Origin of the sequence: Nocardia sp. NBC_01327, from assembly GCF_035958815.1 — a bacterium.
Lineage (GTDB): Bacteria > Actinomycetota > Actinomycetes > Mycobacteriales > Mycobacteriaceae > Nocardia.
Window position 1 is genome coordinate 3,967,145 of record NZ_CP108383.1, and the last position, 19,358, is coordinate 3,986,502.

Consider the following 19,358-nt stretch of genomic DNA (forward strand, 5'->3'; position numbering starts at 1 on the left):
TCAGCCCTTGCACTTCTTGGATCCGGTGATTTCGCAGACCTTGCGCACGCCGTTGTAGTCGGCGTCGGTCGCCGGGACCACGCCCCAGGCGCGCTCATCGGTGATCCGGCACTCGTCGGCGCAGATGCCGCTGCTCTTCAGATTGGCGGCATTGAGTTTGGTGGTGAGCAGGGTCTTGAGCTTCTCGACCGTATCGGTGCCGAGGGCATTGTTGGCGGCGAAGACCGAACCGGCGATCGTCTCGGACTTCCAGACGGTCTTGAGCTGACCCGGCTTCAGATCACCCTTGTCGATCATGGTCTTGTCGACCATGGTGTCGAAGGCGAATCCCGCATCGCAGGTGCCGGAGGCGATCGAGAGTGCCGACGCGTCGTGCGCTCCGGCGTAGATGGGGGTGACACCGGCCGAAATATCGGCCTCGGAACCGGATTTGATGACGCCGGCCGAGATCAGCCCCGCTGTCGGGTAGAGGAAGCCGGAGGTCGAACTGGGGTCGACGAAACACACCTTCTTGCCCGCGAAATCCTTGAGCCCGTTGATCGAAGCATTGTCGGACTTGGCCAATCCGTAGGACTTGTAACCGGGGGATCCGCCCGCGGCCTGCACGACCGCGCCCAGCGGCGTGATCTTCGCGCCGTTGATACCGGCGACCACGTAGGCGAACGGGCCGAAGAACGCCAGATCGACATTGCCCGCGATAATGCCCTCGACAACACCGGCGTAGTCGGAAGCCTGCTTGAACTGAACCTTCGATCCGGTCTCCTTCTCCAGCAGTTTGATGACGGGCGCGTAGCTCGCCTTCAGGTCCGCGGAGTTCTCGGCCGGGACGGCGGCCAGGGTCAGGGTTTCCGGGAATCCCTGCGCGTTGAGGGAGTGGGACTTGGAATCGGAACAGCCGGACGCGACCAGGGCGAGACCGGTCAGCACGGCGGCAAGGGTCATTGCGTGGCGGCGAAGACGGATTTTCATTGTGACGCAATCTTTCTCGGTGACCGAAGGGGGCTCGGAGGGAAGGATCAGTGCGGGCGATCCGCTGCCGAGTCGGCTGTGTCCAGTACGATGAGCTCGAAATCAATTGGTAGAAGCGAGCTTTCGGACGGAGCGCCGGCGTCCGGGAGGGCGGAGGTCTGCATGAGCACTTACTCTGAGCCTTGGTATATACCAAGGAGTGCGGTTTGGGTGTTGGGCAGGTTAACAACGCTCGAACGTTGGTATATACCAAGCTTTGGTATGGTCGCCCCGTGACCGCGACCGCCGAACCCCGAGAGCTGAAACACCAAGCCCTACGCGCGAAGCTGGAGAAACTGCTCGACGGTATGTCCGCGGGAGATCCGTTTCCCGCCGAGCGCGAACTCGCCGAACGGTATGACGTCTCCCGGGAGACGGTTCGCCAGGCCCTGCGGGCCGTACTGCTGCAGGGCCGCATCGAACGCCGCGGTCGCACCACCATCGTCGCGAGCCCGAAGGTGGTGCAGCCGCTCATGATCGGCTCCTACACCGAAGCCGCGCTGGCCGATGGTCGCAGTGCCAGCCGCATTCTGGTCGGCTGGACCCACCTGGTCGCCGACGAAGAACTCGCCGCAAAGCTCCATATCGAGGTCGGCGCCCCGATCACCCAGCTCGAACGCGTCCTGACCACCGACGGCTACCGCGTCGGCCTGGAGACCACCAAATTGCCCGCCCAGCGCTACCCCGGCATGTTCGACAACTTCGACCACACCAGCTCGCTCTACGCCGCGATCATGGGGCGGGGCATACAGTTCGAACGCACCGAAGACAGCATCGACACCACCTTGCCCGACGCCCGCGAGGCCGCCCTCCTCACCGTCGACGCCCGCACCCCCATGTTCCTACTGAACCGAATCTCCTACGACCAGAACGAAATCCCCATAGAACACCGCCGCTCCCTCTACCGCGGCGACCGCATGACCTTCACAACAACCCAACAGGTCCACCACGACTGACCCGCCCGTTCGGTCGAAGAGGCGAAGGCCCAGGCATGCGGCCGGATTGTTGGAAGTCGGCCTCAGCGGTCAAAGATTGCGTCTGGACTGCATTTTTTGCCGGTGGGGGCGGGTTTTTGACCGCTCAGGTCGGATGGCGCTGCGAAGACGTTCTCACTCCGACAGGAATCAGTGCTCCGCGAGGAAGGTGAGGATCGCGGTGGCGAGTTCGGGTGCGGCGAAGGCGCTTCCGTGGTCGCCCGGTACTCGGACGAACTCGGCATTCGGCAGGAGTGCTGCCAGCAGATCGGCGTCGGTGCGCTCGTCCTGATCGCCGATTGCTACGAGTGCCGGGACGGTTATCGCGCGCAGGGCGGCCTCGGGCGTCGGCACCAGCGAGTCCAGTACGTGCAGCATGACCCGAGGGTCGGTGCCAATCCTCGAGATCATCTGGGCTGTGCGGGCATCGGGTGAGTCGGGCTCGATCGTGGTGCCGTTGACCAGTGCGGTGAGCACACGATGATTCGCGCCGCCGGCCTGGGGGCCGCTCACCTTGGCCAGTCCCTGACCGGCCACGATCGCCCGGCCGGGCGTGGCGCCCCGTGCGAGCATGCGCACCACGATCCGCGCGCCGAGGGAGTACCCGCCGAGGTCGTAGTCTCCGTCGCCGAGTCCGAGTTGCTCGACGAGTGCGATTCCGTCGTCCGCCAGGACATCCGGCGGGTAGCCGGTGCGGAAGTCGTGCGGTTTCGCGCTGTCCCCGTAGCCGCGGAAGTCAGGAAGAACAACGCGATGTCCTCGCGCGGCGAGCAGGCGGGCCGGTCCGTACTCGAGCATGAGCGAACCCACGCCTCCGAAGCCGGGCAGCAGGATCAACGGCCGACCGGACCCGATCTCGTGCCATGCCAGTTCTACGCCATCGCGGCCGGTGAATCGATACGCCCCCATAGGGTTTGGATCTTAACCTGAATCAGCCGCGGCGGGTTACAGGTGGGGGAGCATCTCGGGCTGTGCGAGTCGCTGGATGGTTTCCGCGGGGCTCATATCGCTGCGGCCGAAAACCGCATCGAAGTAGGCCAGGAGGTACGAACGTTGCAGGTCGATCGAGCGGGTCGCATCGATCGGGCCGATGGCCTGGTTCCTCAGGTCTGTGCCGACCAGGCCCGCGGTGGCCAGTTGCGCCACGATCACCTGTTCGTCGGTGAAGGACATGTGCCGGGTGCCCGCGACGCGCATGGGCAACTTCAGTCCGGTGTTGTTCGCCCATATCGATTCCCAGCCCGGGTGCGCGAACCACGGCGAGTTGTCGGCGGCGAGCATCAGCATCGGCCGATCGAGACCATCGGTGGCGACGGACCCGAGCATCGGTCCGTCCAGATTGACGCCGGCGGAGACCCTCGAGTCGTCGTGCATGGTTTGAGCCGTCGTCGACCCGCCGAGCGAATGGCCGAACATGCCGACCTTTGTCAGGTCCAGATCATCGGCGAGGTACTGCGGTAACGCAGCATCCGCCTCGGTGGAGTGCGCAGCCGCGGCAGTGAGTTGATCGAGAACGAAGCGCATATCGGCCACCCGGGTCGGGAGTAGACCTTCCAGGACGTTCGGCGACGAATCCACCGGCACCACACTGTGTTCGATGCGTCCGTCGGGGAACTGCACGGCGAACGCTTCGTGGGTGTGGTTGATGGCGACCACGACGTAGCCGTGGCTGGCGAGGTCTTCGGCTTGGGCGGTATTCAGCCCGGTGGTGTCATCCAGGCCCGGGGAATTCAGCAGGATCGGAAACCGCCCGCTGTCGGTGCGGGCGGGCTCGTCGCTGCGGCTGTGGCTGGGCCCGAGCGCCCAGGCATCGGCGGCGACACCGCTCTGGGCGAGGCCGTAGCGCTGTTCCTGTTGCCCGCCCGGGGGCATCCACGGTGCCACGGGCGAGGTGTCGACGTCGTCGGCCGGATACCAGATCTGCACCATCAGTTCGCGTCGGTGGTCCGGATCCCAGGGATCGGCGCGGTTGGCATCGGTGAGGTGCCACTGGGTGAGACCTACCGGATCGGGCCCGGTCGGAGCGGGCAGAGTGATCGTGACCGGTGGATCTGTGGGTGCGGCGGGGTCGGCATCCGCGACGCCGGTGGCGGCTGTGGCAGCCATCGATGCTGCGGCGACGGCCAGGATGTAGCGTTGTAAACCTTTGTATTCCAAGATAATTCCCCCGAATCGGTGTAAGCCTCGGTCGGCCACCATACAAGATCAGAATTGGGCGTGGACCACTGATCGTCGAGAATTGTTCGACCATCGGCACATCCGCTGGAATCAGGCGGCGACCATGCGCAGCTCGGCCAGGGCGTAGGTCTGCCAGCTCAACCGGAGGCGGTAGTCCTCACGCGCGCCGGTCACCCTCAGGTGCGGATAGTGTTGCAGCACAGCGCGTACCGCGTGCTGGACCTGCAATTCGGCGAGCCTGGCACCGATGCAGTAGTGCGGACCGTACCCGAACCCCAGATCAGCCTTCCCCGCACTGTCGGGGTCCAAATGCGCTGAACGCACCGACAGAAATACGGTATGCCCGCGCGGTATCGTCACACCGTTGACCTCGAGGTCGGTGGTGGGGAAACGGCGCAGCGCGTAGTTCACCGGTGAATTCTCGTGGATGAGCTGCTTGATGAATTTCGTGAATTCGACCGGCTCGCCGAGGATTTCGCGGGCACGGTGCTGCTGGTTGCGCACGACGTCGTCCAGGACGAGCGCGGTCAGGCTGATGACGTTCTCGATACCGGCGACGATGGTCAAGAACGCGAGGCTCATGAGTTCGTCCTCGGTGAGTTTGTCCTGCCCGTCGCGGGTGGCGATCCATGCCGAGAGCAGATCGTCACCGGGTGTGCGCCGCTTGTCCGCGATGACACCGGCCACCAGCCCCATGAGCGTGACCATGGCCTTGCGGGTGTCCTGCTCATCGGGAGAGGAATCCACGCGCAGTACCAGCGCGGATGCGTCGCGGAACGCGCCCAGCTGTTCGCGGGGCAGCCCGAGCACGGCCCCGATCACGCGCGCCGGCAACGGCTCACACAGTTCGCCCATGAGGTCGATCTCCCCGGCGGCGGGCAGGTCGGCCACCAGCTCTGCGACCGTCTCGGCCACGATCGCTTCCTGCGTGCGATGATGGCGAGGGGCGAATGCCTCGGCAGCGAGTTTGCGCAGACGGCGATGCTCCTCACCGTCCATGTTCAGTAGATTCGCGTCCAGTGCGGGCGGCAGATGGGCACCGGCATATCCGTTGCGGCTCTTGGCTTTCACCACCGATAGGCGTGCATCGTTGAGCAGACCCTTCACGGCCTCGTAGCCGGTGACCGCCCACGCCGCCGATCCGTCGGGCAGTATCCCCCGATGTACTCCCGCCCCTTGGGTTCTCATCTCCTCATGTAATGCATCGACGCCGTGGATCCCGGCCTGAAACGGGCAACTCCCCTGAAACTCCATGGCCGTTAGTGTGTCAAACGAACGTAGTTCTCGGCTGCCTTTCTGCATCAAAATGTCTGGGGCCGAACACTATTGATGGCTAGGTGAGCGCGGGGGAGGTGGTGGTTACTGGGTAGCAATGCCGATGTCGTCGACCGCGCGGGTGACTGCGTCGGTGATGATGGTGTCGGCTGTGGTCTGTGCTGCGGTCACTGTGCCGAGACCTGCGGCGAGGGCTTGTTGGGGATCGCCGGTGGCTGCCAGTTCCTGTGCTGCGGCGTCGGGGGCTTGGAATGCGGCGGTCAGGACGGTGTTGAACGCCGGGAAGACGACTGCGGCGCCTGCGTCGATCACTGCCACCACCGCGGCTTGGACGGCATCGTGCGGGGTGACGGTGGGCGGGGGATTGGGCACGATGGGTGCGTTGAGTGCGGTGTATGTGTCTTGGCGAGCGGTCTGGGCTGCCGCGACGGCCGCGGGTGGTCCGCCTGCCGCAGCGGCAGGTCCGATGTTGAGTACATCGACTACGCCTACCTCGAACGCATTCAGGGCCCGCGGCGCTACGACCGTGCCGTCGGCGACGATGGTCTGCTGTGCTGCGGCGCTCGTCGGTCCGGTGATGGAAGCTGCCGCGATGCCGAGTGCCTTGGCTGGGTCATTGCCCTGCGAAGCGGCGGCGAATGTGCCGGGCGCCCGCTGAATTGTGGTGGCCGCTGTGGTGGCGGTCTGGACGGCGAGCGGACAGATGATCGAACAGTAGGTGACCTGATTGTGCAGAAAACTGGTGATCAGACCACCGGGCGGAACCGCCTCGGCGATTGGCCCGCCATCCCGCACCGCACCCGGCGGAGGTTCACTGACCGGAGCCGCAGTGGCGGTGGCCATGGCCGCGACGGCGAACCCGGTGGCTACTACGCCGACGTACAAGCAGGACGGTATCCGCATGTTGCTCCTCGAATCGACCAGACGATGAGGACTTCACGATGTGCGGACGTGCCGGGTTCAGTCTCGAGTAAGGCCATCACTGTGTGTGAGTGATATCAACCGATATAATTTGATAGCGTGATATCAAATATGAGGAGGTGATATCAAGTGAAGAACGTGACAATCCGAAATCTCAGTGATGAAGTGCACCGAGCGATTCGCCAGCGCGCGGCCGCCCACGGCCGCAGCACCGAGGCGGAGATCCGTGCCATCCTCACCGACGCTGTGCAACCGGCCGAGCGGATCAAACTCGGCTCTCTGCTAGCAGAGGCAGGGCGCGAGATCCAGCTGACCGACGAAGAGCACGAAGCATTCGACAACCGCGACCGCACCCCGGCTGAACCCCTGGAGTTCGAATAGTGATCATTCTGGACACCAACGTCATCAGCGAACCCCTCCGCAAGTCCCCGGACCCGCGCGTCGCCGAATGGCTCGACGCCCAGAATATCGAAACCCTCTACCTGACCGCCGTTACTGTGGGCGAGCTCAGGTACGGCGCGGCAGCCATGCCCGAGGGCCGCCGCCGCGACCTACTCATCGAAAAGCTCGAAAAACACACGCTGCCATTGTTTTCCGGCCGCGTCCTGGCCTACGACCTCGCGGCCGCCGCAGAATACGCGCGCCTGATGTCCACTGCCCGCGCCGGAGGTCTGGCCATAGCCACCGCCGACGGCATGATTGCCGCCTCTGCGGCCGCCGCAGGCTTCACCGTCGCCACTCGCGACACCGCACCGTTCGAGGTTGCCGGAGTTCCCATCGTCGATCCGTGGCAAGCGTGACGTCGGCGTAACCTGCGGCCGTCTAGCGGCTCCTTCGACCTCTGACCCGATTCGACTCTCCTGCAACTGAAACGACGGCTACAGCGAACCCGGTGCCTACCACGCCGACACACAAGCTGAAAGCTGAGTTACAGACCGCGTGAACCGGGGGCCTGAATCAGGTGGGCCTCAGCAGCCTGGTTGGAGGGGGAAGCAGGCTGGGGCGATGGTGGTTTGGGGGATGGTGGGGTCTGTGGTGGTGGGGGTGGTGGATTGGTGGGTGAGGGTGGATTCTTCGGCGGGGCGGGGCTTGTTGTTGGTGGTTGTGGTGCGGCCGGTGCACATGGCGGCTACGGCGAGGATGAGGACCAGGAGGACCAGGGCGCCGACTATGGGGAGGTCGCGGCGGCGGCGGGGGCGGGCTGCCTTGGGCGGGTGCTGGGGGTCGGACCAGAGGGGGAAGCCGGGGGCCGGGTTTTGGGATTGGCCGGCGGAATAGTTTGCCTGGGGGCCGTTTTCGGGGATGCGGCCGCCCTGCGGGGGGCGGGGCTGTTGGCCGCCTTGCCATCCTGCCGGTTGGGACTGGGGTGGAAATTGGCGGGGGCGGCCGGAAGGGGAGCCTGCGGGGCCCTGAGGGGAGCCACCCTGGGGGTATTGCTGTTGGGGGGCGGGGGCACCGCCGGTGACCGCTCGGTACGCGGCCGCTGCCGCTGCGGCGCTGGCGATTTCGGCGCCTGCTGCCGGGCGGCGGCCTGCGGGCTGTGAGAACTGTTGTGCGGGTGGGGCATCGCGGCCGGGGCCGGTGGGGGACCCGCCGCCGGGACCGGACGGAGCACCGCCGGGGATGGCACGGCCCGCACCGGGACCGGACGGACCACCTGCGGGAGCCGCCGGAACACCTGGCAGAGGGGCCGCCTGGGAGCCCGGGAGCGGGCCCGAAGGAGCACCTGAGCGGGTCCCGGCGGGCGGGCCCGAAGGAGTCGGCGGCGGAGGCGGGGGCTCGGGAGACGGGACGGGAACCGACGGAACCACGACCGTGGGTGCGGCGGACAGCGGGGGAGGGGAGGTCCGGGCCGAATCGGGTGGCGGGAAACCCTCCGACACCAGATCGGAATAGGTTGCGGCGGCGGCGAATCCGAGCGCCCCGAGCGCCTGGCCGACCTGCGCGGCATCCCAGGACGGTTCAGCGCCCTCGGCGAGACTGGTGAAGTAATTGCGCAGCGAGGACGGGCCGTCGCCGATGAGAACGTCGATACCGGGTGGGAGGGCGCCCTTTTCGAGCTTCACGCGGCTGCCGAGCTGCGGGCACAGCAGCACCAGCCCGCTGACGGGGACATTCTCCCGCCCCGGCGCGGAGCGTAATTGGCCGGCGAGATGCACGGTCTGCTGCAGCACCCGCTCGAGCGGATTGGCGTCTCCGTCGATCGGCGCGGGTTTACCGTCGACCGTCCACGGCTCGTTCTCGGCGCAGGAGAGCGTGCCGGTGACACGCTCGGTGAAACCGTGCACCCCCACCACCACACTGGTCTGCGGCGTCCACACCACGATGTCGGCGTCCTGGCACTGCACGATGGCGATACCGGGCACGGCGTGCGGCCCGCTCCACGATTTGAGCCAGTTCACCACGGTGCGCTCGGTAGCCGACAACCGCGATGGGTCATCGTTCCGGACCTTCACCAACATCCCAGACCACCTCTGACCGATGCTTCTACCCTTCGGCCGCCCGAACGGTCGCCGCGACCACCTTACGTCTCACGCTGCGCGGTCGCGGCGAATTGTTTTGCGCGGCAGCAAGATCATTCTGCATGGTCCGGCCGGTTGCCGCGCAGGGGGAGCCCTACCGGCCGGTTCGGGGAGTGACCCGGGGCAACCGGCCGGTTTGTCCGATTACTGCCGCAGCAGCGCTCCGACATAGCCGTCGGGACGGATCAGCACCCGGGTTCCGTCGGTGGCTCCGTAGGCGCGATAGGCGTGCCCGCCGGCATCGATGAGGTCGTGCGCACCGGTCGAAACCCCCGGTCGGACCACCCGCACCACCCTGGCCGGCCGCCCGAACGAGACGCTCTCGATCTCGCCCGGCTCCTCGGCCCGCAGGGGTCCGAAAACGAGCAGCGTCGCATGCGGCCCGCGGAACATATCGAACAGGCTGACCGCCTGCCCTGCCGCATCGGCCAGCGGTGCGTCGGGTGCGCGATCACCGCTGTGCAACCCCTCGCCCGCATCGGCCGCATACAGCTGCCGATAGCTCAGATCCAGCTGCTGGGTGCCCTCACGATCCATGGCATTGGGATCCCCCTTGACCGTTTTGTCCAGCAGCGCCGAGCTCAGCCCGAGCACCTGCGCCGCGATCGCGCGCCGCTCGGTCTGATAGGAATCGAGCAGCGGCTCACTCTCCGCCCCCGGATTGCGCAGCGCCGCTTCGAGTTTCCACCCCAGATTGTAGCCGTCCTGCACACCGGTATTGAGCCCCTGCCCGCCGGTCGGCGGATGCACATGCGCGGCGTCACCGGCGAGGAACACCCGCCCGGCCCGGAACCGTTCGGCCAGCCGAATATTCGGCCGCCACACCGTCGACCAGCTCAAGTCGCTCAGGGTGACATCGGTCCGGCCCGACCGCCGCTCCAGATACTCCTGCAGCACCACCAGATCGGCATCGGAGTCGGCGCTGATCGGCGCCGCGAACTGGAATTTGCGCCCACCCGGCAAGGGGGACATGGCGATTCCCTCCATCGGATCCTCCGGGTTGGCGAACCAGTAGCCGTACTCGTGATCGAGCGCATCGGCGCGCATATCGCCGAGCAGCATGCGAATCGATTCGTCGGTGGTGCCCTCGAAGGCGATGCCGAGCGCCTTGCGCACCGTGCTGCGCCCGCCGTCCGCGCCCACGAGGTAGTCCGCCCGCACGGTTTCGCTCGTGTCGCCGTGCCGCAGCGTGACCGTCACCCCGTCCTGGTCGGCGGTGAAATCCGCCAGCTCGGTGGCCAATTCGACCTTCACGCCGAATTCCGCCAGCCGCTCCCGCAGTATCGCCTCGGTATCGGACTGCCCGAGCACCCACGGATTCGGATGCGGCACATCGGGAGTGGGCTCCCTCGGTTCGGTCATCCGCCGCTCCATGACGAACTCCCCGCCCAGGAAGACCTTCATGAGCGGCTGCGGGATGCCCGCGGCGAGCACCGCGCCGAGGACCCCGAGATCGTCGAACACCTCGAGCGTGCGCGGCTGGATCCCGTCCCCGCGCGAGCCGTCGAAGAACTTCTCGGCCCGATCCACAATGCGCACCGCGATGCCGCGACGCGCCAGATCGATGGCGAGGGTGAGGCCGGTGGGACCGGCGCCTGCGATGAATACCTGCGGCGACATGGCGACTCCAATAACTGAATTTCAATTCACTGAATGTAGATTCAGTATTGTGGATGGTAGTTTCCGCTGTCAAGGAGGTGGTTCGAATGGCTGGGCGACGCCAGGAGCGGTCGACGGAGACCGAGCAGGCGCTCAAGAGCGCCGCGCGACGGCTCTTCGCCGAACGCGGCTACCTGAACACCAAGATCACCGATATCACCGCCGCGGCCGGCCGGGCGGCCGGCTCGTTCTACAACCACTTCGCCGGCAAGGAGGAGATTCTCCAGGCGCTGCTGAACGACCTCGAGGCAGAAGGCGACGTCTCCGCCGAATCACCGGACCACAAACCGGATTTCACCGATCCGGAGGCGGTGCGCTACCACGTCGACAGCTACTGGAGCTTCGCTCGCCACAATTGGGCGGTATTGCGCGCCACCTCCCAGGCCGCCCTGGTCAGCGAGGATTTCGCCCGCATAGTGGCCGATTTCGGCGCACAGCAGCGGCTGGGCATCCGCGACCATCTCGACGGCTTTCCCGCCGCCGGTCTGGAACTTCCCGGCAGCCCGGACGTCAGCCTCGCCATCATGTTCCTGGCGACGAGCGCGCTACTGCAGGCCGTCGAGGACGGCGCGCTCGAACTGACCGACGAGCAGGCCGTCGAGGCGCTGACGCGCTTCATCTACCGCGGCCTGACCGGCCGCGACATCACCTGATCAGGGCAGCAGCACAACCGATCCGGTGGTCTTGCGCCCCTCCAGATCTCGATGCGCCTGCTCGGCATCGGCGAGGGCATAACTCGCGCCGATCCGGATCTTCAGGGTTCCGTCGGCAATGGCATTCATGATGTCGCCTGCGCGCCACAGCAATTCGGCGCGATCGCGCACATAGTGCGCCAGCGTCGGCCGGGTCACGAACAGCGATCCGGCGGGATTGAGCCGCTGCAGATCGAAGGGCGGCACCGGCCCGCTGGCCCCGCCGTACAGCGCCAGCATGCCGCGCACCCGTACCGAGGCCAGACTGGCCTCGAAGGTGTTCGCGCCCACCCCGTCGTAGGCGGCCGCCACGCCCATCCCATGGGTGAGTTCCCTTACGCGCGCGGCAATGTCGTCCTCGTAGCGCAGTACCTCGGCCGCGCCCGCCTCACGGGAGAGCTTCTCTTTGTCATCGGTGGACACGGTGGTGATCACCTGCACCCCGCGCGCCGCCAGCAGCTGGGTCAGGATCAGCCCGACACCACCCGCACCCGCGTGCACGAGCACGGTCTCGCCCATCTCGGGCTTGTAGATCGACTCGATCAGATAGTGCGCCGTCATGCCCTGCAGCAGTGCCGAAGCCGCGACCGGCGCGGGCACCCCGGCCGGTACCGGAATCGCGAATTCGGCGGCAACCAGCACCTTCTCGGCATAACTGGCGGGTGCGGTCGCCCACGCCACCCGATCGCCGACCTGGAACTCCGTGACCTCCGGCCCGACCGCGGCCACCACGCCGGTGCCCTCGGCGCCCGGAATGTAGGGCACGGGTGTCGGATAACGCCCGGTACGGATATAGGTGTCGATGAAATTGACACCGATCGCCTCGGTGTCCACCAGCAGCTGTCCGGGCCCGACCTGCGGGTCCGCTACCTCGGCCGACCGGAGAACCTCGGGACCGCCGTGCTCGGAAACCTCGATGGCGCGCATGACTCTGTTCTACACCCGCCGCATCGGCGGGTCGTGAGCGACGCAGGCAACACCGGCACCTCATGGAGTCCGCTTTACCCGTGGGTAAACTGGCCGGCATGAGCGCTACCGCCGCATCCGCACCTGCCAAGCTGTCGCCGTCCATCATCGATTCGGTGAAGGGATTCCTCGCCGAGCACGGCGGCAGTGCCACCGCGGTGCTGCAGCCCGTCGGCCGCATCGGCGTCCGGGTCACCCTCGTCGGCTCCGATGGCATTCTCGGCGACCGGGTCGTCGGCGATCTGGAGACCGCCAAGGCGCTGGTCGCCGCCGTCGACGGGCTCACCGAGGCCGACGAATGGAACCGCGAACTCATCTCCACCGTCACCCCCGCCAAGGGCCACTGGGCGAAGATGGCAGGCTGGGTAGCCAAGCAGAAGCGATTCCCCAAGGCACGCAACGAGAAGTAGGTCGAATGAACCCGCAACCCGCGGGGGGCGTGCACTCGCCGAGGACACCGTGTCCGGTCGAGTGACAAAACAGGCGCAGCTGCGTTCCGCGCTGACGACCCTGTGCGCAACGCTGCGCCCCGGCGAAATGCTGCCCAGTGAACGGCAACTCTGCGATGACTACCGCGTCAGTCGCATGACGGTGCGAGAGGTGCTGGGCCAGCTCGAATCCGAGGGTGTCATCACCCGCATCCCCGGTAAAGGCACCTTCGTCGCCGAACGCGTCGCGCGCTCGCGACTGCATATGGCCTCCTTCAGCGAGGACATGCGACGGCTGGGCCGCACCCCGAGCACCGTGGTGCTGCACACCGATTTCGATGTGCCGCCGCCGGCCTCGATCGCCGCGCTCGGGATCGGGACCGACGACAAGGCATTCCATCTGGTGCGATTGCGGCTCGCCGACGGACTGCCCATCTCCATCGACGACGGCTGGTACCGGGCCGATCTGCTGCCCGGACTGCTCGACCACGATCTGACGAAATCGCTGTACTCACTGCTGAATCGGGAGTACGACTGCCCCGTCGACCGTGCCGATCAAACGGTGCGCGCGGTGGCCTCGGACGAGCGGAACGCGGGCTGGCTCGGCACCGATGTCGGATCGCCGCTGCTGGCCTTCGATCGCATGTCGTACTCGCGGGACCGGTGCGTCGAACACGCCCAATCCTGGTACCGCGCAGACCGATACCAGGTCTACATGACTGTTTCGGCGGGGGACAGCGGCCAGAACGACTGAGCCGCAGCCGAACCCGATATTGCCCCGAACATGATTGAGCCCCAGCCTGATTCAGGCCGGGGCTCAGATCATTGTCCGCTCAGATAGAGAAGAGGACCTCGCCCGCGGCCACCGCGCCGGAGGCCGCGTGCTGCGCCGAACCCGGCGCGCTGTCCATCACCACCACCGGCACCGCGGCGCTGAGCCCCAGGCGGCGAATGGCATTCGGCGAGAAGGTAACCAGGGGTTCGCCAATCTCGATGCGATCGCCCTCGGCGGCCCGCACCTGGAACAGATCCGTCTTGCCGACGGTATCGATGCCGACATGCAGCAGCACCCCGACACCCGCATCGCTGAGGATGACGGCGGCATGCGGATGCAGCTTCACGATGGCGCCCGCGATGGGTGCGACCACCGTGATCGGCTCATCGGTATCGGGCGGTTCGATGGCCACGCCCGCGCCGACCATCTCGGCCGCGAACACCGGATCGGGTACCTCCGACAGCGGGATGGCGCGGCCGGGCAGGGGCGCGAGAATCTCCGTGCTCATGGCGCTCAGAGGAGATCGTTGATGTCTTCGGCCAGGGCATCGGCGGTCGGACCGACCACGACCTGAACCGCGTCACCCATCTTGACCACGCCGTGTGCGCCGGCGGCCTTGAGATCCTTCTCGTTCACCTTCGTGGCGTCCTTGACCTCGACGCGCAGGCGCGTGATGCAGCCCTCTACTTCGACGATGTTGTCGGTGCCGCCGAGTCCGGCGACGATCTGATCGACTTTCGACATGATTCCTCCTGCGTGTCGAGTGGACAAAGCTGGTTATAACCAGTTATATGTGGTTATAACCAGTCACCATACCGCCGGGTGACCCTATTCACAGACCGAGGAACACCGCTATGGCCGATACCGCCCAGGGCGCGCGCAAGAAAATCGACCTGTCCGGATTGCAGAAGCTCGGCCGTAGCTTGATGCTGCCGATTGCCACGCTACCTGCTGCCGGCCTGTTGCTACGACTAGGACAGGACGACATGATCGGCCGCTGGTCGGCCACCAAGACTGTCGCCAGCGTGCTCGCCGGCGCCGGCGGTGCACTCATCGACGCCCTACCGTTGCTGTTCGCCGTCGGTATCGCCATCGGCTGGGCCAAGAAGGCCGACGGCTCGACCGCACTCGCCGCGGTCGTCGGATATCTCGCCTTCGGCGGTGTCCTCAAGGCCATGTCCCCGGTGGTGCTGGAGGGCAAGACCGACGCCAAAGGCGCTCAGGCGCTGGTGAATTTCGGTGTCCTCGGCGGCATCGTCATCGGCCTGACCGCGGCGATTCTCTGGCAGCGCTACCACCGCACCCAGCTCCCGGACTACCTCGGCTTCTTCTCCGGCCGCCGCCTGGTCCCGATCCTGACCGCCTGTGCCGCGGTGATCATCGGCGTGGGCATGTCGTTCATCTACCCGGCCTTCAACTCCGGCCTCACCTGGCTCGGCAATACCGTGGCCGACAACTCGGTCGTCGGCGGCGGTGTCTTCGGTTTCGCCAACCGCATGCTGCTGCCCCTGGGCCTGCACCACATTCTGAACTCGGTGGTGTGGTTCGTGATCGGCGACTACAACGGCGCACACGGCGATATCCCGCGCTTCCTGGCCGGTGACCCGTCCGCGGGCACCTTCATGACCGGCTTCTTCCCGATCATGATGTTCGGCCTGCCCGCCGCCGCGCTCGCCATCTGGCGCAATGCCAAGCCGGAGAACCGCAAGATGATCGGCGGCATCATGCTCTCGACCGGTCTGACCGCCTTCGTCACCGGCATCACCGAGCCGCTGGAATTCGCCTTCATCTTCGTGGCCTGGCCGCTGCTGCTCATCCACGCGCTCTTCACCGGAACCTCACTCGCACTGACCAATGCGCTGGGCATCCACGACGGCTTCACCTTCTCCGCGGGCGCCATCGACTATCTGCTGAACTTCGGCAAGGCGACACACCCGCTGCTGCTGATACCGATCGGACTCGGGTACGCGGTCCTGTACTACTTCACCTTCAGCTTCATCATTCGACGCTGGAATCTGCCGACACCGGGTCGTGAACCCGAAGAAGAAGAGATCGAGAAGGAGAACGTCGCGTAATGATCAATCGCACCGCTGTTGTTGCGTCGAAGACCGGGCTGCATGCTCGGCCGGCAGCCCTCTTCGCACAGGCTGCCGCCAAATCGGCCACGCCCGTGACGATTTCGATCGACGGCAAGCCGCCCGTCGCCGCCGGCAGTCTGCTGCAGGTGATGACCCTCGGCGTGAAGCAGGGCGACACCGTCACCCTCTACACCGAGGACGGCGGGGACGAGGTCCTCGGCCGGCTCGTCACGCTGCTGGAGACCGATCTTGACGCGTGAGATCCACGGTGTCGCCGCTGCTCCCGGAGTGGCGCTCGGAGCGGTGAAGTGGCTGGCGTCCGCGCCGGTCACCAGCTCGTCCGATGCTCCCGGCAGTGATGTCGAGGCCGAGATCTCCCGTGCCGAAACCGCTTTCGAGACCGTTGCGGGCCGCTATGCCGCGCAGGCGGACACGGCGCAGGGCCCGGCCGCCGACATTCTGTTCATGACCTCGGCGCTGGCGGCCGATCCGGCTCTGCTCGACCAGGTGCGCACGGGCATCCGTGCCGGCGGCCCCACCGCGCACTCGGTCACCGACGCCGTCGCCCACTTCGCCGAGCAGTTGGCGGCGCTGGGCGGCATGATGGCCGAGCGCGCCTCCGACCTGCGGGATGTGGGTCAGCGGGTGGTCGCGGAACTGCTGGGAGTGGATCCGCCCGGAATCCCGGACAGCGCTGAGCCTTTCGTGCTGGCCGCCCAGGATCTCGCACCCGCCGATACGGCGACGCTCGATCCGCGGCTCGTGGTCGGATTGCTCACCGTCGCAGGCGGACCCACCTCGCACACCGCGATTCTGGCCAAGGCACTGGGTATTCCGGCCGTGGTGGCCTGCCCGGACGCGGTCGAGATCGCGGAGAACACCGTGGTGGCGCTCGACGGAACCAGCGGCACAGTCGAAGTCGAACCGGGGGCGCAGCGTCGCGAGGAAGTACTTGCCGTGCGTGCGCGGCAGGTAGACGCTCCCACCGGTCCGGGTCGTACGGCCGACGGGCATGCGGTGCCGCTGCTCGCCAATGTGGGCAGCGCCGCCGATGCGCGGCTCGCGGTCGAACTCGGCGCCGAGGGTGTCGGACTGTTCCGGACCGAATTCCTGTTCCTGGGCAGGCAATCCGCGCCGACGGTCGCCGAGCAGACGGAGCAGTACGCGGAGATCTTCCGCGTCCTGGGGGAGCGCCCGATCACGGTGCGGACCCTGGACGCCGGATCCGATAAGCCGCTGCCGTTCCTGAATCTGCCGGACGAGGAGAACCCCGCGCTCGGTGTGCGCGGGCTGCGGTTGAGCAGCGTCGATGAGGGGACGCTGCTCGACCAGCTCACGGCCATCGAGGCCGCACGACAGGCCACCGGCGCCGCCGTGCAGGTCATGGCGCCCATGGTCGGCACGGTCGAGGAGGCGAACTACTTCGCCGCTCGCGCGCGCGAGGCGGGAGTGCACTCGCCCGGCGTCATGGTCGAGATCCCGGCCGCGGCCTTGCGCGCCGAGCAACTCGGCGCGGAGGTGGATTTCTTCTCCATAGGCACCAATGATCTGTCGCAGTACCTGTTCGGCGCGGATCGCATGTCCTCGTCGCTGGCGGCGCTGCACAATCCGTGGCAGCCCGCACTGTCTGCGACCATAACCATGGTGGTCGCCGGAGCGGGCAAGCATCATGTCAAGGTCGGCGTCTGCGGCGAATCGGCGTCCAATCCCGAATTCGCCTGTGTCCTGGTGGGTCTCGGTGTCGAGACACTGTCCATGGTGCCGCGATCACTGGCGGGGGTGCGGGCAATGCTCGCAGAGGTCACTCTGGAGCAATGCCGAAATGCCGCTGCCGCAGTGCTTGCCGCGCGAACCGCCGACGAGGCATTACAGGCGGCCCGCACCGCGCTGGGGCGAGGTAGGTGAGGACGACACTGCGCGGCCGGGTCGTCTCCCTCACCGAGGCGGGCGATATCGCCGACGGTGTGGTGTCGTTCGACGGACCGGTGCTCGACTTCGTCGGCCCGGCACAGGGATTCACCGGTGAGCTGCCCGCCGTGGCGGACTGCCCGCCGGTGATCCTGCCCGGGCTCATCGACGTGCACTGCCACGGCGGCGGTGGGTTCGGCTTTCCCGAAGCCGACGCCGAAGGCATCGCCGTGGCGGCGGACTTCCATCGCCGGCGCGGCACCACCACGCTGGTGGCCTCGCTGGTCTCCGCCACCGAAACCGAACTGCGCGAACGCATCGGCGTATTGGGCGGGGCCGTCGACTCCGGACTGCTCGCGGGCATTCATCTCGAAGGTCCGTTCATCAGCGAACATCGGCGGGGCGCGCACAATCCCGACCGGATCATCGCCGGTGACCCGGCCATGCTGGATCGCCTCATCGACTACGCGGGCGGGCGCATCGTCTCGGTCACCATCGCCCCGGAGGTCGTGCACTTCGACGCGCTCGCCGATGTGCTCGCGGACGCGAATGTGGTGCTGTCGCTGGGGCATACGGTCGCCGACTACGAGCGCTCGGTGCATGCGATGCGCCGCGGTTGGCGGGTGTCCATCACCCATCTGTTCAATGCCATGCCGGAGCTCGCGCATCGCGACGCCAATTTCCTCACCGCCGCCATGGCCGCCGCCGGACGCGGTGATGTGGTGGCCGAGGTGATCGGTGACGGCGTCCATCTGGCCGACGGCACCGTCCGCATGGTTTTCGACACCCTCGGCCCGGACAATCTCGCCCTCATCACCGATGCCATGGCGGCCGCCGGTCAGCCCGATGGGCGCTATCACCTGGGCAGTCTGGATGTTGTGGTGAAGGACGGGGTTTCGCGCCTCTACGACCCGAACGGTGAGGGCGCGATCGCGGGAGGGACGGCGACCGCCTCGGACGTGCTGCGCCGTACCGTCTTCCATGCGGGCGTGGAACTCACCGCCGCTGCCACGGCCGCCTGCGCCACCCCCGCTCGTCTGCTCGGCCGCGCGGACCAGATAGGTGCGCTCCGCGCGGGTATGCATGCCGACGTGCTCGTCACCGACCACCATCTGACCCCACTGACCGTGTACAAGGACGGAGTCCCATGGAACTCGTGATCACCGATAACGCGGCCGAAGCCGGTGTGCTGGCGGGCCGCATCATGGCCGACCATGTACGCCGGGGGGCCCGCGCCATCGGCCTGGCCACCGGCTCCTCACCGCTCGGCGCCTACCGGGAACTCATTCGCCAGTACCGCGAGGCGGATCTGAGTTTCCGTGGCGTGCAGGCGTTTCTGCTCGATGAGTACATCGGCCTCCCGCCCGGGCATCCGCAGTCCTACGCGCAGTTCATCCGCGACGAATTCACCTCGCACGTGGACTTCGAGGACTCCGATGTGCACAGCCCCGACGGCAATGCCGCCGACATCCCCGCCGCCGCAGCCGATTACGAGCGCTCGATCGCACAGACCGGCCGCATCTCGGTGCAGATCCTCGGCATCGGCGCCAACGGTCACCTCGGCTTCAACGAACCCGGCTCCTCCCTGCGCTCCCGCACCCGGGTGAAAACCTTGACCCCGAAGACCCGCGAAGACAATGCCCGCTTCTTCGACGACGACCTGACCCAGGTCCCCACCCACGTCCTGACCCAGGGCCTCGGAACCATCAGCGACGCAGACCATCTCGTCATGATCGCCACCGGCGCCGGCAAAGCCGACGCCGTCGCCGCGGCCGTCGAAGGCCCCGTCTCGGCTTTCTGCCCCGCCTCGATCCTCCAGATGCACCCCCACGTGACCGTCATCGTCGACCCCGAGGCCGCCGCCGACCTGAAGGCAGTCGAGTACTACCGCTTCGCCGTCGAGAACAAGCCCGCCTGGCAAACCTTCTGAACCTCCGGGAACGAGGATCGGCGATAACTGTCGTCCGGCCCGAT

21 protein-coding genes are annotated in these 19,358 nt (G+C 66.8%); 11 read left to right on the forward strand and 10 right to left on the reverse strand.

Annotation, left to right across the window (positions count from 1 at the left end; genetic code table 11):
- Positions 1-969, reverse strand: a complete 969-nt coding sequence (locus OG326_RS17920; RefSeq protein WP_327145781.1) for a phosphate/phosphite/phosphonate ABC transporter substrate-binding protein — start codon at positions 967-969, stop codon at positions 1-3.
- A gap of 272 nt (positions 970-1,241) precedes the next feature.
- Between OG326_RS17920 and OG326_RS17925 the strand changes: the two genes are divergently transcribed.
- The gene (locus OG326_RS17925) at positions 1,242-1,964 is read left to right on the forward strand and encodes a GntR family transcriptional regulator (protein WP_327145782.1); all 723 of its coding nucleotides are present in this window, start codon (positions 1,242-1,244) and stop codon (positions 1,962-1,964) included.
- A gap of 168 nt (positions 1,965-2,132) precedes the next feature.
- Here OG326_RS17925 and OG326_RS17930 read toward each other — a convergent pair whose 3' ends face one another.
- From OG326_RS17930 to OG326_RS17945, 4 genes are all read right to left on the reverse strand, one after another.
- Positions 2,133-2,891, reverse strand: coding sequence for an alpha/beta fold hydrolase (locus OG326_RS17930; protein ID WP_327145783.1), 759 nt, complete (start codon positions 2,889-2,891; stop codon positions 2,133-2,135).
- Between the two features lie 36 nt (positions 2,892-2,927).
- A complete protein-coding gene (locus OG326_RS17935; RefSeq protein ID WP_327145784.1) occupies positions 2,928-4,139 on the reverse strand; it encodes an alpha/beta hydrolase family protein in 1,212 nt (403 codons plus the stop codon).
- Between the two features lie 111 nt (positions 4,140-4,250).
- A complete protein-coding gene (locus OG326_RS17940; protein WP_327145785.1) occupies positions 4,251-5,348 on the reverse strand; it encodes a cytochrome P450 in 1,098 nt (365 codons plus the stop codon).
- 171 nt (positions 5,349-5,519) lie between these two features.
- Positions 5,520-6,338, reverse strand: coding sequence for a hypothetical protein (locus tag OG326_RS17945; RefSeq protein WP_327145786.1), 819 nt, complete (start codon positions 6,336-6,338; stop codon positions 5,520-5,522).
- Between the two features lie 147 nt (positions 6,339-6,485).
- Here OG326_RS17945 and OG326_RS17950 point away from each other — a divergent pair, with 147 nt between their 5' ends.
- Positions 6,486-6,737 (forward strand): FitA-like ribbon-helix-helix domain-containing protein, encoded by a 252-nt coding sequence (locus OG326_RS17950; RefSeq protein WP_327145787.1) that lies wholly within the window; start codon positions 6,486-6,488, stop codon positions 6,735-6,737.
- Positions 6,737-7,156 (forward strand): type II toxin-antitoxin system VapC family toxin, encoded by a 420-nt coding sequence (locus OG326_RS17955; protein WP_327145788.1) that lies wholly within the window; start codon positions 6,737-6,739, stop codon positions 7,154-7,156. The genes OG326_RS17950 and OG326_RS17955 overlap by 1 nt, the downstream gene beginning before the upstream one ends.
- A 168-nt stretch (positions 7,157-7,324) precedes the next feature.
- Here OG326_RS17955 and OG326_RS17960 read toward each other — a convergent pair whose 3' ends face one another.
- Both OG326_RS17960 and OG326_RS17965 read right to left on the reverse strand, forming a co-directional pair.
- Positions 7,325-8,818, reverse strand: coding sequence for a hypothetical protein (locus tag OG326_RS17960; RefSeq protein WP_327145789.1), 1,494 nt, complete (start codon positions 8,816-8,818; stop codon positions 7,325-7,327).
- Between the two features lie 204 nt (positions 8,819-9,022).
- The gene (locus OG326_RS17965; protein WP_327145790.1) at positions 9,023-10,498 is read right to left on the reverse strand and encodes an FAD-dependent monooxygenase; all 1,476 of its coding nucleotides are present in this window, start codon (positions 10,496-10,498) and stop codon (positions 9,023-9,025) included.
- A gap of 86 nt (positions 10,499-10,584) precedes the next feature.
- Between OG326_RS17965 and OG326_RS17970 the strand changes: the two genes are divergently transcribed.
- The gene (locus OG326_RS17970; RefSeq protein ID WP_327145791.1) at positions 10,585-11,190 is read left to right on the forward strand and encodes a TetR/AcrR family transcriptional regulator; all 606 of its coding nucleotides are present in this window, start codon (positions 10,585-10,587) and stop codon (positions 11,188-11,190) included.
- Here OG326_RS17970 and OG326_RS17975 read toward each other — a convergent pair whose 3' ends face one another.
- Positions 11,191-12,156 (reverse strand): quinone oxidoreductase family protein, encoded by a 966-nt coding sequence (locus OG326_RS17975; RefSeq protein WP_327145792.1) that lies wholly within the window; start codon positions 12,154-12,156, stop codon positions 11,191-11,193. It abuts the gene before it with no gap.
- Positions 12,157-12,254: 98 nt separating this feature from the next.
- Here OG326_RS17975 and OG326_RS17980 point away from each other — a divergent pair, with 98 nt between their 5' ends.
- Together OG326_RS17980 and OG326_RS17985 are read left to right on the forward strand one after the other, a co-directional pair.
- Positions 12,255-12,605, forward strand: a complete 351-nt coding sequence (locus tag OG326_RS17980; RefSeq protein WP_327145793.1) for a hypothetical protein — start codon at positions 12,255-12,257, stop codon at positions 12,603-12,605.
- A 61-nt stretch (positions 12,606-12,666) separates the two neighbouring features.
- Complete coding sequence (locus OG326_RS17985) at positions 12,667-13,377, forward strand: GntR family transcriptional regulator (protein ID WP_327145794.1); 711 nt, start codon at positions 12,667-12,669, stop codon at positions 13,375-13,377.
- Between the two features lie 79 nt (positions 13,378-13,456).
- On the opposite strand, the gene OG326_RS17990 is transcribed toward OG326_RS17985, so the two are convergent.
- Positions 13,457-13,906 carry a PTS sugar transporter subunit IIA gene (locus OG326_RS17990; RefSeq protein WP_327145795.1) on the reverse strand — a complete coding sequence of 150 codons (450 nt, stop codon included), beginning with the start codon at positions 13,904-13,906 and terminating at the stop codon, positions 13,457-13,459.
- A 5-nt stretch (positions 13,907-13,911) separates the two neighbouring features.
- Positions 13,912-14,142: a PTS glucose/sucrose transporter subunit IIB gene (locus OG326_RS17995; RefSeq protein WP_297626136.1), complete on the reverse strand. Its 231-nt coding sequence runs from the start codon at positions 14,140-14,142 to the stop codon at positions 13,912-13,914.
- Between the two features lie 110 nt (positions 14,143-14,252).
- Here OG326_RS17995 and OG326_RS18000 point away from each other — a divergent pair, with 110 nt between their 5' ends.
- Genes OG326_RS18000 through nagB form a run of 5 tightly spaced genes read left to right on the forward strand, consistent with a single transcriptional unit; the run spans position 14,253 to position 19,314 of the window.
- On the forward strand, positions 14,253-15,473 hold the full coding sequence (locus OG326_RS18000; protein ID WP_327145796.1) for a PTS transporter subunit EIIC: 1,221 nt from the start codon (positions 14,253-14,255) through the stop codon (positions 15,471-15,473).
- The gene (locus OG326_RS18005) at positions 15,473-15,736 is read left to right on the forward strand and encodes an HPr family phosphocarrier protein (RefSeq protein WP_327145797.1); all 264 of its coding nucleotides are present in this window, start codon (positions 15,473-15,475) and stop codon (positions 15,734-15,736) included. The genes OG326_RS18000 and OG326_RS18005 overlap by 1 nt, the downstream gene beginning before the upstream one ends.
- Positions 15,726-17,381 carry a phosphoenolpyruvate--protein phosphotransferase gene (ptsP, locus tag OG326_RS18010; RefSeq protein WP_327145798.1) on the forward strand — a complete coding sequence of 552 codons (1,656 nt, stop codon included), beginning with the start codon at positions 15,726-15,728 and terminating at the stop codon, positions 17,379-17,381. The genes OG326_RS18005 and ptsP overlap by 11 nt, the downstream gene beginning before the upstream one ends.
- Positions 17,378-18,544, forward strand: coding sequence for an N-acetylglucosamine-6-phosphate deacetylase (locus tag OG326_RS18015; protein WP_327145799.1), 1,167 nt, complete (start codon positions 17,378-17,380; stop codon positions 18,542-18,544). Before ptsP ends, OG326_RS18015 begins: the two co-directional genes overlap by 4 nt.
- Positions 18,532-19,314, forward strand: a complete 783-nt coding sequence (nagB, locus tag OG326_RS18020; protein ID WP_327145800.1) for a glucosamine-6-phosphate deaminase — start codon at positions 18,532-18,534, stop codon at positions 19,312-19,314. Before OG326_RS18015 ends, nagB begins: the two co-directional genes overlap by 13 nt.
- Positions 19,315-19,358: the final 44 nt, after the last annotated feature.